Origin of the sequence: Stieleria varia (assembly GCF_038443385.1) — a bacterium.
Lineage (GTDB): Bacteria > Planctomycetota > Planctomycetia > Pirellulales > Pirellulaceae > Stieleria > Stieleria varia.
This window is the reverse complement of the sequence record NZ_CP151726.1, coordinates 3533482-3545827: the sequence shown is the minus strand read 5'-3', so window position 1 is coordinate 3545827 and position 12346 is coordinate 3533482. Positions and strand designations below refer to the sequence as shown.

General features: G+C 56.0%; 10 protein-coding genes. 4 read left to right on the top strand and 6 right to left on the bottom strand.

The genetic code is table 11. The features are described from left to right. Positions 1-101: 101 nt before the first annotated feature. Entirely contained in the window at positions 102-1457 is a 1356-nt protein-coding gene (locus Pla52nx_RS11695) for a Gfo/Idh/MocA family oxidoreductase (RefSeq protein WP_146520181.1), read from the top strand. A 381-nt stretch (positions 1458-1838) separates the two neighbouring features. Here Pla52nx_RS11695 and Pla52nx_RS11690 read toward each other — a convergent pair whose 3' ends face one another. Both Pla52nx_RS11690 and Pla52nx_RS11685 read right to left on the bottom strand, forming a co-directional pair. After that, positions 1839-3650, bottom strand: a complete 1812-nt coding sequence (locus Pla52nx_RS11690) for an Hsp70 family protein (protein ID WP_146520182.1) — start codon at positions 3648-3650, stop codon at positions 1839-1841. A 34-nt stretch (positions 3651-3684) separates the two neighbouring features. After that, positions 3685-4236 (bottom strand): DUF2760 domain-containing protein, encoded by a 552-nt coding sequence (locus Pla52nx_RS11685; RefSeq protein ID WP_146520183.1) that lies wholly within the window; start codon positions 4234-4236, stop codon positions 3685-3687. Positions 4237-4356: 120 nt separating this feature from the next. On the opposite strand from Pla52nx_RS11685, the gene Pla52nx_RS11680 reads away from it, so the two are divergent. After that, entirely contained in the window at positions 4357-6012 is a 1656-nt protein-coding gene (locus Pla52nx_RS11680) for a sulfatase family protein (protein ID WP_146520184.1), read from the top strand. Positions 6013-6153: 141 nt separating this feature from the next. Here Pla52nx_RS11680 and Pla52nx_RS11675 read toward each other — a convergent pair whose 3' ends face one another. Further along, positions 6154-6465 carry a hypothetical protein gene (locus tag Pla52nx_RS11675; protein WP_146520185.1) on the bottom strand — a complete coding sequence of 104 codons (312 nt, stop codon included), beginning with the start codon at positions 6463-6465 and terminating at the stop codon, positions 6154-6156. Between the two features lie 199 nt (positions 6466-6664). On the opposite strand from Pla52nx_RS11675, the gene lysS reads away from it, so the two are divergent. Both lysS and Pla52nx_RS11665 read left to right on the top strand, forming a co-directional pair. Beyond that, positions 6665-8233, top strand: coding sequence for a lysine--tRNA ligase (gene lysS / locus Pla52nx_RS11670; RefSeq protein ID WP_146520186.1), 1569 nt, complete (start codon positions 6665-6667; stop codon positions 8231-8233). A gap of 1097 nt (positions 8234-9330) precedes the next feature. Further along, positions 9331-10320: a transposase gene (locus tag Pla52nx_RS11665; protein ID WP_146520187.1), complete on the top strand. Its 990-nt coding sequence runs from the start codon at positions 9331-9333 to the stop codon at positions 10318-10320. 222 nt (positions 10321-10542) lie between these two features. Here Pla52nx_RS11665 and Pla52nx_RS11660 read toward each other — a convergent pair whose 3' ends face one another. From Pla52nx_RS11660 to Pla52nx_RS11650, 3 genes are all read right to left on the bottom strand, one after another. Beyond that, complete coding sequence (locus tag Pla52nx_RS11660) at positions 10543-11022, bottom strand: hypothetical protein (protein ID WP_146520188.1); 480 nt, start codon at positions 11020-11022, stop codon at positions 10543-10545. Between the two features lie 193 nt (positions 11023-11215). Beyond that, positions 11216-11554 carry a hypothetical protein gene (locus tag Pla52nx_RS11655; protein ID WP_146520189.1) on the bottom strand — a complete coding sequence of 113 codons (339 nt, stop codon included), beginning with the start codon at positions 11552-11554 and terminating at the stop codon, positions 11216-11218. A gap of 375 nt (positions 11555-11929) precedes the next feature. Then, the gene (locus tag Pla52nx_RS11650; RefSeq protein WP_231741996.1) at positions 11930-12316 is read right to left on the bottom strand and encodes a hypothetical protein; all 387 of its coding nucleotides are present in this window, start codon (positions 12314-12316) and stop codon (positions 11930-11932) included. Between the last annotated feature and the right edge of the window lie 30 nt (positions 12317-12346).

Here is a 12346-nt window from a genome sequence, read left to right as displayed (position 1 = left end):
CCGGCCGTGATGAACTCCATCCGAGTTCTGTGGATCGGGACGCCGGGCGAATCCCCCCTGTCGACTTCCCCACCGTTTCCTTGTTTTGTTTGGAGTCATCCATGAAACCGTCACGTCGTAACTTCCTCAAGACCACCGCTGTCGCCGGTTCGGTCGCCGCCATTTCCCAAACCACTGTCGGCGCGGACGACTCAAAAAAACTTCGTCTCGCAGCGATCGGCGTTGGTGGTCCTCGTGGCCGCTACAACCGAGGTGGCCAGATCGCCAGAGATGCTGCTCGCCATGCGAACATGGTTGCCGTCTGTGATGTCGATGACGTTCACACGGCTGCGTTCAACAAGGATTTTGGCGGCAAGCTGAACACGTATCGCGATTATCGTGAGATGCTGGAAAAGGAGAAACCCGACGTGGTAACGATCGGGACGCCTGATCACTGGCACGTTCCGATCGCGATCGCATGCTTGAAAGCAGGCGCGGACGTCTACTGTGAAAAACCGCTGACACTGACGATCGACGAAGGCAAACAGATTCGAAAGGTCGTCGAGGAAACCGGACGTGTATTCCAAGTCGGGACTCAGCAACGAAGCACTGCGGACAAGTTCTTGACCGCCATCGCAATCGTGCAAAGCGGTCGACTGGGAAAGAACGTGAATGCATACGTCGCGATCGGCGGTGCCCCGGGAAGCGGACCCTTTGAGTACACCGAAGCTCCGCAGGACCTGGATTGGAATCTTTGGGTCGGTCCTGCACCCGAAGCAGACTATTGCAAAGAGCGTCGTCGAGAATTCCGCTGGTACTTTGAGTACTCCGGCGGCAAGATGACCGATTGGGGAGCTCACCACATCGACATCGCCCAGTGGGCTCTTTCACCCGGCGAGACCGGACCGGTCAAGGTCGCAGGGACAGGCAAGTTTCCCAAGATCGTGCCGAGCGATTTCAACTGGAACGCTTTTTTGAATGGCGAAGCCAAACTACCCAACGGATTCAACACAGCGACCGAGTTCAGTATCGACTTGACATTCGACAACGGGTCGGTGATGAACGTCAATCATCACTACAAACGCGAAGGCACGAATATTGATTTCCCCAATGGGATTTTGTTCGAAGGAGAAGAGGGACGGATCTTTGTCAATCGCGGCAAGCTGGAAGGCAAGCTGATTGATGAAATGAAAGGCGAGAGTGCCGAGGATTTCCGCAAGGAGATTGAGGAGCGAATCGTCGAATTGTGCAAAGGTAAGAAGCCCGGCAACCACATGAAGAATTTCTTTGATTGCATCGAGGATCGCAGCAAACCGATCTCCGACGTTTGGTCGCACCATCGCACGATGACGTCCTGCCACTTGTGCAACATCGCTCTGATGCTTGGTCGTGAGCTGAAGTGGGATCCAAAGTCCGAACAGTTCATCGACGACGAGCAAGCCAACGCGTTGATGAGCCGCAAGTCACGCGAAGTGTGACGCGGAAAATAAGTGTCGCGAAATCCACGTAGCAATCATCGCTCCGCGTGATTTTGGCAACGAGACAGCACGCTTATTCTCCAAACCGACCACGAAGTGGTTTAACAACATAGCCCGGGGTCGCGGCGAAACCAGCGCACCCCGGGTTAGCTGCGATAGCTGCGGAGCAGCGACAGCATAGAACGTTTGGTGTAGCCCACAGCACGCGGTGGTCCGGATGCAATCTGTCGCCGCTCCGCGGCTTGTTGGCGGCGTCGGGTATTCACCTGGGGCTCGCGCCCCAGGCTGTATGCTGTCGCTGCTTCGCAGCTACCGGAGCTAACATATAGATCACACGTCCCGAGAGGCTCGGCTACGTGGTTTGATACTCCGCCCGCGACGTCAGGACTCGCGGGCGTTGAACTCCATTTTCCACTTTTCGTCGTTGCGTGTGCTGTGGCACCAAAGCTCGAACATGCCCAACTCGGTGATGCGACTGTGGAACTGAACCGGCACGAACGACTCTCCGTCGGCTGACTCCGTGGACAATTCGATCGTGATCGGCTCGATCTCGACCAATTCATCAGCGGTCCAGCGAGACAATTGAGTGCCGACGTCGTCTGCGCGGACCGACGAAGCAAAGAAACGGAACTTCGCGGGCTTGCCAACGACCACGCCGACTTGATTGCCTGGGACTTCGGCTTCGGTTCCTTCTTCCATTCCGCGTGGGGCAACGCATACGGCACGCAAGGGACGTGGTGCGCCGGGGATGGCTAGCCCGGCCGTCTCGATGCCGACGTAGTACGACCGAGCCGTTCCGCCACGGATGCGAATTCCGCCGTTTGATTTGCTCCATCCGTAGAACGCAGCCCCGACGGCGACCGCGGTGTCCAAGTCTTCGGGGCCGCCGAGGACCGTCGGCGGTGCCTCGCACCAGCTTTGGATCGTTTCGGCCATGCGGTTGCGCAGCGTTTCGCTTTGGAATACACCCCCGTTGAACAACAAGTGCGTCGGCCGAACGGGATGCTCAGAATCACCGACGGATTGATTGGACAAGAACGCTGCGACGTGTTTCGTGATCGCCGGGTCCGATTCATACGGCAGTCCGATGTCTTGAAATCCGGAGGTGCTATTGTTTTCTGGACGCGTCGAAGCATCACAGTGCGGAAAGAATCCTTCGACAACCAACTGACGCGTTTCCGCCTGAGTCAACTTCGTCGAAACGGTACCGCCGATCAGCGAACTGCCACGCCCGAGCACCGAAATCGTTTGCTCGTCGGCACCGTCGCTGGACAGCAAAGATTCTTTGGCGTCGCGGCATGCATGCCACAGCGAAACGCCTTGCCAGGGATCCAAGTCGTGTCCTTGTTCTGCAAAACGCGTGCTGGCGAAGTGCGCAAGGGCAAGGTCCATGTTGTCGCCGCCGAGCAATAGGTGATTGCCAACGGCGAGCCGCTGGAGGTTGAGTTCGCCGTCGGTTTGAGACACCGAGACCAACGTCAAGTCCGTCGTCCCGCCACCGACATCGACGACCAACATCACGTCATCGGGCTTCAGCGTTTGGCGCCACTGGTTTCCTTGTGCGGCCAACCAGTGATAGACCGCTGCCTGGGGTTCCTCCAGCAACACGAACGATTCTGGCAGCCCCGCCGACACGGCGGCTTGACGCGTCAGCTCTCGTGCGGCGGGTGCAAACGAGGCGGGGACCGTCAAGACGACTTGCTGATCTCGCAGCGGAGCATCGGGATGCTGTGTGTCCCAAGCCGCGACCAGGTGTGACAAGAACCGTTGGGTGCAATCGTATGCGGAAACCTTCGGGACCTCCGGCTCGGATTGCCAAGGCAAGACCGCATCGGTACGTCCGATGCTGCCGTGACACAGCCAACTCTTGGCGGCAACGACGACACGCTGCGGATTCTCGGCAGCTTGGGATCGCGCGAAGACGCCGGCGACTCCAGACGTGGGATCTGCGCCGCCGGGCATTCGCAACGCGTCGACTTCGCCCGCACGCGGCAAGTACAAGAATGAAGGCAACGAATCACGGGACTCGATTTGCCCCGGCTGGATGACTTGGGGGATCCTCAGTAGCTGAATGCCGGCGGCTGGGTCGTCTGCGGATGGTTGCGTGCGGATTTCATCGACACCCAGTTCACAATACGCGACCACGGAATTGGTTGTGCCCAAGTCGATACCGACGCTGAAACGTGCAGCCATGTTTTCTTACTCCGAGTAATTCAGTGGACGGGCATCACGAACGTTGCAGTTGAGCCGGTGCGATCACGTTCGCGTCGGCATCATCGCCCGTCCATTCGGGCAACTCGGTCTTCGTGGCCACCCATCCTTTGTGGATCAATTTGCCCGAGCCGCCGGAACCTTCGCCGACCCACTGGTACCTCGCAGCCGAAGGGTTCTCGCCGACGTCCACCGAGTTGCCTTCGCCCGCGTCGCTGACGGGTGCCAACCCGATCAAGCGGTCGAGGGTAGATTTGCATTGCAGCAGACAGGGTCGAGCCGCCGCGCCGACTTGCGCGTCGGAGTAGTCGCCCAAGTTTTCTTGGATCAAATCGATCAAACGAGATTCTCGTTGCAAAGCCGAGAGCAACGTCACGGCTTCGCTGCGGGCGGGCCTCTTGGGCTGAGGTGGCGTTGCAGGAGGCTTCACAGAGGCCGGCGGCTCGATTTTCGGCTTCGATGGCTCGTCAGCCGGTTGTCCGCCGTCCAACGCGATCCTGAGCCGCTCAGCGGCCTGTTTGTTGAAAAGTCCAGCAGAAAACGCTCTGATTGCGATTCCCAAACCCATTTCGATGCACCTCCAATGACCCATGAAAGCCGAAAGCTTGGCAAACCCAGCGGGCGCGTCAACCGGACGATCAATTCCCGCCCGGCACCCTGCCTCTCATCCTCCCTTGCGAGAACCATCATGAAAACGAGTCCCCGATGCGTTGGCTACGCGGGTATCGCCTTGTTGGCCGCGATTGCATCACTAGTGCATCGTCCAGTCTTGATTTTGGGGTTAGCCGTTTTGGCGTTAGCCACGGTTGAGTCGCGAAAACCGTGGCTAACGCCAAAACGGCTCATTTATCAAACCCACGTTCCAAGACTGGACGATGCACTAGGCCTTCATTTTGGTGCCGAGGTTACCGTCGCTCAGGAGAGTGCCGTCGCGGCGGAGGGGGAGGCAGGTTCGCGTCCGCCCAATTTCATCGTCATTTTTTGCGACAACCTCGGTTATGGCGACATTCAGCCGTTCGGGTCGACGTTGCACCGAACGCCGAACCTGAATCGCATGGCGGCGGAAGGACGCAAGTTCACTCATTTTTGCGTGACGGCCGGCGTCTGTACACCGTCGCGCGCCAGTCTGATGACCGGGTGTTATTCGCAACGAGTCGGAATGCACGACAATCCGCGTGACGGATGGGTGTTGAGACCGGTCTCGCGATACGGATTGAATCCTGATGAGATCACAATCGCGGAGGTGTTGAAACAGTGTGGTTACGCCACGGCAATGATCGGAAAGTGGCATCTGGGCGATCAGCCCATGTTCTTGCCGACACGCCAAGGATTCGATTATTTCTTCGGCGTTCCGTACAGCGATGACATGACGGCTCGGGTTTGGGACGTCGACGGTTCGACTTGGCCTGCACTGCCGTTGATGGAAAATGATGATGTCGTGGAAGCACCTTGTGATCGCGACGGATTGACGAAGCGCTACACCGAGCGGGCGATGAAATGGATTGCCGAGCACAAAGACGAACCGTTCTTTTTGTATTTTCCCCAAGCCATGCCGGGGAGCACCAAGACGCCGTTTTCGAGTGAACGCTTCAAAGGCAAAAGCAACAACGGCCCGTGGGGCGACGCAATCGAAGAACTCGATTGGTCAATGGGCGTGATGCTGGATCAATTGCGTGACCTTGGGATCGCGGAAAACACGCTGGTGATTTGGACGAGCGACAACGGCGCGCCGATTCAACCGGACAAGTCTGATTTGAGTCGCGGCTCGAATTTGCCACTGCACGGTCGTGGATACACGACCAGCGAAGGGGCCTTTCGCGTGCCAACGATCGCATGGAAACCAGGATGGATTCCCGCGGGGACCGTTTGCGACCAACTAGCGACCACGATGGATCTGTTACCCACCTTTGCTTTGCTGGCCGGTGGGTCTCCACCAACGGATCGAACGATCGATGGACACGACATTCGATCGTTGCTGGTGGATGACAATGCTGACAGTCCGTACGACGCATTCTATTACTACAGCCAAGATCAATTGCAGGCGGTAAGAAGCGATCGCTGGAAATTGTTTGTGCCGCTGAGCAATCCGCAACGTCATCCACATTACAAGGCCGGCGAATCTTCCGGCCCGTTGTTGTTTGATGTGGTTCAAGACATCGGATGCAAACACGATGTCGCGCAGCAACATCCGCAAGTGCTCACGCGTTTGATGCAACTGGCTGACCGAGGACGTCAGGACCTGGGTGACCGAGATGATGAGGGCAAGCGTTTCCCGGGAGCCGGTCAACGCCGCATCGGCGAACTGCCGGTGGGAGCGGAGCCGCTGCCACAGTTGTTGAAGTGAGCTGCTGCGTCAGGCGTCAAACTGTTTGACCCGCAGCCGAAGGCGCAGGAGACGCTACCAAGCGGATGACACCGCAGGGTCAAACGCCGCTTCCGCCTGCGCCGTCGGCTACGGGTCAAACGACTGTCTCAATCACTCAGCTCAGTGGCTGTGAGAGACGGTGAATCCGTAGCCTTTGAGCCACTTTTCCCACTGCGACGCTTCCTCGTGGGTCTTCAACGTCATCTGACGTTCTTTGGGGCAGCGATATTTCACGTCCACGTGTCCGTTGTGCTCGGCACGCTCGACTTCACATCCGATCTTTTTCAGCGTATCGGTGATCTTGTCGGCTTTTTTGGTGTCATGAATGTGTTGTGCCTTCCAGTCCTTCAACTGAAACTTCACGATCTCGGCGGCCGATGCGAACGTGGGGACGGCGAAGACAAACAACAGGATGGCGAAAGCGCGAAACATATGCGAGTCCGTTGGGATAGCTGGGATAGTTGGGATTGGCAGGAAGTGACTTGAGCAGATTGCTCAGGTGGGACACTTAATTACTCAAATCCCCGCCCAAACGTCAAGGCGTCCGGCGGCATTGCACGAATCACATCAGCCGCCAACAATCACGGGCCTGTCCAACAATTATTCCCTTACGAAATTGCCGTCCGAGTTCATGAACCAGCCCGCAGACGATTCCGACCAGCCCATCGACCCTCGCTCCGCACGACGCGAAAAACTGGCCAAAATCATCGAAAAAGGCATCGATCCCTGGGGCTCACGCTTCGACGATCGTCTGCTGATCGCCGACGCCAAAGCGCGGATCGACGAAGTCAGGTTCGTGAAAGAAGACGGCACTGAGCTGGAATTGCCCGATTTCGACGACGAGTCACTGGACTATCGGCAGTGGAAATCCGACAACGGCCCCGGGGGAGAACAAGGTCCCACGGTCCGGGTCGCCGGCCGAATCATGCTGGCTCGCCCCACCGGAAAACTGATTTTCCTGAACCTCAAAGACTGGTCAGGCTCGATCCAAATCTTTGTAGGAAAAAACCAAGTCGGCGACGAAGATTTTGATCTCGCCAAACTGTTCGACTTGGGCGACCTGATCGGTGCCGAAGGAAGACTGGGACGCACCAACACCGGCGAGATCACCGTCTTTGCCGAAAAACTGTTCTTCTTGACCAAGATGCTCGAGCCGCCACCGGAGAAGCACGCTGGACTGACCAACGTCGAACTGCGTCAACGCATGCGCTACGCGGACTTGGCCTTCAACGACGGACCGATGGACACGTTCCTGGCCCGGACAAAGATCATCAAGTCGATTCGTCAGACGCTGGACGAGGATGGGTTTTGCGAAGTCGAAGGGCCGACGTTGCACACCGTCGCCGGCGGAGCTGCCGCTCGTCCCTTTGAAACCCACCATAACGCGTTGGACATGAAGCTGACCATGCGCATCGCGCTGGAACTGCACCTCAAACGACTGATGGTCGGCGGCATGGAACGGGTTTACGAATTGGGACGCGTGTATCGAAACGAAGGACTCAGTCCGCGACACAATCCCGAGTTCACGATGTTGGAAGCCTATCAAGCGTATGGCGACTACGGATCGATGATGGATTTGACCGAACGGTTGATCTGCAACGCGATCGAAAAGATCGGTGGTGGTTTTCAACGCGAGTTTGCCGGTCAGCAAATTGATTTCACTCCACCGTTCCAACGAGCCACCTACGCCGAACTGTTCCAGCAAGCCACCGGAGTCGACCCAGCGGACGACGCGGCGGTGTTGGAGCTTTCGGCGAAGTTGGGTTTTGAATCGGCGGGCAAGCATCCCGATGTGATCCGCAGTGAGATCTTTGAGGAAAAGGTCGAGGACTCACTGCGTGGACCGATCTTTGTGATCGATTATCCCGCCAGCATCTGTCCGTTGACGAAACGCAAGCGTGATAACCCGGAGATCGCTGAACGTTTTGAGTTGTTCATCTGCGGAATGGAACTTGCCAATGCGTACACGGAATTGAACGACCCAGACTTGCAGGAAGAATTGTTTACGACGCAACTGTCAGGACAAGAAGACGAAGACTCGATGGCCAAGATGGATCACGATTTCATTCGCGCGTTGCGTCACGCGATGCCGCCCGCCGGTGGACTTGGGATCGGGATCGACCGACTGGTGATGATCTTGACTGGTCAAAAATCGATCCGCGACGTGATCCTCTTCCCGGTGTTGCGCCCCGAAAGTTGAGGATACGTGATGGTGAACGTGTTGTCACATCCTGCGACACTGCGTTGTGATGAACGGATGATGTCATGCACAGCATGACCTACCGGCTCTAAATCGACAGCCTGCAAGCGGCGTGTTGATTCAGTCGTAGGTTGGCCACTCTTGGCCGACATTCAATACACAGTTGGCCACTCTTGGCCGACGTTCAATTCACAGACGGTCAAGAGTACCCATCCTACAGTCATTCAATCACCAACACGGACGAAAGCAACAAGCCTGCAAGCCGGGATGGAAAGTCAGGTCCATGCCCATTGATTTCCTCTGACCGCGAAGTCGGTCATAGAAAGTAGCCGTCGGTCGCGACAGCGCACCGACGGTAAGCGAAACCTCGCCCCGACCGACCCCGAAGGCGGTCGCAGAAAAATTAACGGAACCGCGCTGAGGCAGAGAGCAGACAGCGAGGGCAAAAAAATGTGTGGGCAAAAAGATGGAGAATCAGAATCAACATCAGAATCTTGCTGCCCTAAATTTCATGCCCTTGCTCGCCATAAGGGTGTATCTCAAGCAGCGGGAAGCCGCGTTCGTCGGGGTCAGGGGCAGCGAACGCCGCCCCTGACCGCTGACCCCGGCGAACGCCGCCCGCAATCTGCGATGCGGCGTCACGAGAAGGGAAACCACTAATCGTCACTAATCGGAGACGAACGTCCGCGATGGCGAAGCTTAACCGTTACCCATCACGAATCGTCCCCGCTTCGTTTGCTTGCACTTCTGCTGATTAGTGTTCGATTAGTGCCAATTAGTGTTCCTGAAAACACAACCGCGCACGAGCCAGTGTGATGTACGTCGGCGACTTGCTCCACGATGGACGCATTGCGTTCATCGCAACTCGGACGCCCTGGACCTCACCGAGAGTTCTTTCCGAATACAAGCCACCGGGCGTGAAGGTGAGCACACCGTATTTCGTCATGCACAGCATGACCTACCGACTACCGACTCCTGGCCATCAGTTGTGGGTGGGTGCGTGGGGTCAGTGTGGTGGGTGCGTGGGGTCAGACTCGGGATTCGGGATTGAAGGTGCGATTTGGCTGGGGTAGACTTTGTTTTTTGGGAGTTTGCTCATGCCTCGATTGCCTCGTGTTCAGTTTCCTGGTGCCATTTACCACGTGGTTGCCCGCGGTGATGGACGACGGCGGCTTTTTCATGACGATGGTCACTATCAACGGTTCACTAAAGGACTCGTCAATGAGGTCGACCGCAGCCAGTGGATTGTGATCGCCTACTGCTGGATGCCAAATCACATTCATTTGCTCATGCAGACGCCTCTCCCGAACCTCTCACGTGGCATGCAGCATTGGCTTTCGGGGTACGCCAACTGGTACGCCAAACGCAATCGACGGACAGGCCACCTTTTTCAGGGACGGTACAAGTCGTTTCTCGTCGAAGATGAGGGGTACTATTGGAATCTCAGCCGCTATATCCATTTGAATCCTTGTGTGGGTGATCGTCCGATCGTTGATAAACCACATGCCTACGCGTACAGCAGTTATCCTGGATACACTTCAAAGAGCAAACGACTGGACTGGGTTGCCTATGAAGATCATCATCGCTATTGGTGTGGTCTCAACGGCGGCCAAGATCCTGTTTCGGCGTACCGTCGGTACGTACAAGCCGGATTGGCGAAACCGGAATCGGTTGCGGTAGAGCGACTACGTGAATGGGTTTACGGTAGTGAGGCGTTTTTGAAGCGAGCGTTGGCGATGGCTTCGGGCGAAGACGAAGGACGCAACCGTCGACGACGACGACGCATCGAACCTGTCAGCATTGATGAAATCATTCTCGCGACGGCATCCGAGTTTTCAGTGGACGCGGATGAGTACTTTGGATTTCGTAGCGGTGCGGCAGGAAGAGACATCGCCGCCATGCTTTGTCGACGCTGGACGTCAGCAACGCTGAAAGAGCTATCCATGAGATTTGGTCTCGGTCATCCCGACAGCGCGTCGGATTTGATCAAACGGGGAAAACGGCAATTAGATAGCTCAAGGAATATTCCGCAAAGAGTTCGACGCATCGAAGAGCTTCTCGGACTCAATCCCGAATCCCGAGTCTGACCCCGGCGAACGTCCCGGCTGCCCGCGACGGCATCCGAGTTTTCGGTGGACGCGGATGAGTACTTTGGATTTCGTAGCGGTGCGGCACGAAGAGACATCGCCGCTATGCTTTGTCGACGCTGGACGTCAGCAACGCTGAAAGAGCTATCCATGAGATTTGGTCTCGGTCATCCTGACAGCGAGTCGGATTTGATCAAACGGGGAAAACGGCAGCTAGATCGCTCAAAGGGAATTCCGCAACGAGTTTGACGCATCGAAGAGTTTCTCGGACTCAATCCCGAATCCCGAGTCTGACCCCGGCGAACGCCGCTGACCCCCCATGATCTTACGAATTTCCGCCTCAAGTGTTTCGTGGTTTCGTCGTTCCGGAGCGAGTCCGATCCAAAATACGTAGACGCCGACTCGAATCTGCTGCTCTTCTGATACATCGTCTTTGGCAGAATCTCCAATCGGTTGTTCGCTTGGAGTCGCCCGACCCATATCGATGCTAAGCATGTATTCGTCTTGATCAGCATGAAAGTCGTGCAACGCAGAATCGAGGAATGTTCGATACTTGGATTCGACGGCATCAAAGTCTTTTAACCGGAGCCATGAAATGTAGATCGCGTTTCGGACGGAAGCGCCGAGCATGTCTGCGTGCTGACGTATGATCGCACTTGCACGTGCGACTGATTCAGGATCATTGGAATCCATCGCGACCATGGGGCGCTCCTGAAGTTTCTTGATGACAGAACGTCGGACATCACCGAGGACGCGCAGAAGACTCAACCATTGCCAAACCGCTCGGCCCGCGTCCTTCGGTGGATGTCATGGTTCTGCTTATTCTACGTGAAATCGAATCCAAGCACAGTTGAGTGACAGACCCATCATTCCATCGAACTCTACACCCTCAGATCTACCGCACCGATGGCCATGGTTCCGCCAAGAGAAACCAAATCGCTACGCCGACCACGAAGTATAGGAAACCCAACGCAATGATAAACCGTTTATTGAGTTGACGTTCACCGAGACACACCAAAACAGCCCACGCGAAGAACGCGTAGAACCCGATGAATGTAAATCGTTCACGGTACATGACGAATATCCATGCGTCTGCCAATCGCGAAAGAGCGAGAACTACCGCTGAAAGCAGGAGATAGCCGACACCGATGAGTACGCCAGCGACGGTTCCAATCTTCGGTGCAAACAGCCAAGGTGGCGTTTGGGAATCGATTGATTCATCGTCGTCGTTCATCTCATTGGATGGCTGGATTCCATAGCAGAACTTGAAATTAGGGTGAATCAGGACTTGGCGGTTGGTTATTTGACGCCTTATGGGCGGTTGCGTCTCGATTTCTCCCGGACTTATTGGCAGTTGACTGATTTTGCTCAGGCTTCACAGCAATTGACCAATAAGAACACCTGGCATTATAGGCAGTTGCAGTTTTGAATGCAATTTCGGGTGGGACTGACACCGCTTGGCAGGCTGTTCATTTTGACAACACTGACGTTTTGTGCATTTGGATCTGCGATTCGAGGGGCATGCAATGACAAGATCTGGAACTGGGAAGGATAGGCAAGATTCACGTTCTCTGGCACCGGATTGAGATCGGATGCTTTCGTCGGTCCTTCATTGACCGGAAGTGACCCATTGTTCACGGTCAATTTCTACGATCACTCTGGGCGGATCGACCCGATAGCACGTCCCAAACAGCGACAGACCACGAACAGAACCGTCAAGCATGAGGTTGACACCGCGTGCATCTCGCTGTCGCTGCTCGGGACGTGCAGAAAATAAGTGTCCTGTCTTTTTGCCCAAATCACGCGGAGCGATGATTGCTACGTGGATGTTGCGACACTTATTTTCCGCACGTCCTCCGCAGCAACCTGAGTGGTGAGTTGCGTGAATAATCCGGGCTTTTTCATGCGGCATGATGCGGTCGCAGAAGTACGGTACGCCCGCCTTCACGCTCGGTGGCCAGGATTGAGGGAAGCGATTGTTGACATCAAGTGTCATCGTGTTGTGATGAACGGATTGTGTCATGCA